At 60.3% G+C, this 768-nt stretch carries 1 protein-coding gene; it reads left to right on the top strand.

Going from position 1 to position 768, the window contains the following annotated elements:
- Positions 1-401: 401 nt before the first annotated feature.
- Positions 402-768 (top strand): helix-turn-helix domain-containing protein (locus tag Q2K20_RS18125; RefSeq protein ID WP_317177066.1); only part of this gene is annotated, 367 nt, incomplete at its 3' end.

Here is a 768-nt window from a genome sequence, read left to right as displayed (position 1 = left end):
ACAGGTCGCGACACCGTCCGGAGGCTTCAACTGACACACGGCCAGGACGTCATCCAAAAGAACGGTCCCGCACCTACATCGACGAAGCGACCTTCATCTCGGATCCGCAAGTCAGTTTGGGACGCGGTGACCCCACCTCACGACGGCGGCTGCAGAGTAGTCAGGCCCCCGTCCTAAAACCTCGTCCTTCGGCGCGGCATCCCCTATTCGACGGATCGGGCGCGTCCGCTAACGATCGTTATTGCTACAAGTGAACTCAAGCCTGCAGGATTTGGATACGCCGAGGTGGGCGGAAGCCTGGTCTGTAGCGGAACCCAGTCCCGGAATCTATGGTTCTTATCTACCCACTAGTGTCGCGTGTCGTTAGTTCCTAAATGCTTGGGTGTTTGGGAGAATGGGTCATGCCCAATAACCCGGCTCCGGCTTTGATTCTTCGTGATGGTGACCGCGAGGAGTTGGAGTCGTGGACGCGGTCAACGTCGATCCAATCGGGGTTGGCGATGCGGGCGCGGATTATCCTGCTCGCGGCGGAAGGTCAGGCGAACTCTCGGATCGCTGACCGGGAGCGAACGACGCCGACGACGGTGTGGAAGTGGCGAGGCAGGTATGAGGCGGATGGGATCGCGGGCCTGTTCGACGAGTCGCGCTCTGGCCGGCCGAAGCGGATAGATGACCAGAAGATCATCACCACGACGTTGACTCCTCCGCCGAAGAAGTACGGGGTGACGCACTGGTCCTCACGCCTGCTGGCGGATCATCTGAAGATCG

The sequence above is a fragment of the Dietzia sp. IN118 genome, assembly GCF_032905965.1.
In the GTDB taxonomy this organism is placed as follows: Bacteria; Actinomycetota; Actinomycetes; order Mycobacteriales; family Mycobacteriaceae; genus Dietzia; species Dietzia kunjamensis.
This window is presented reverse-complemented; position numbering and strand designations above follow the sequence as displayed.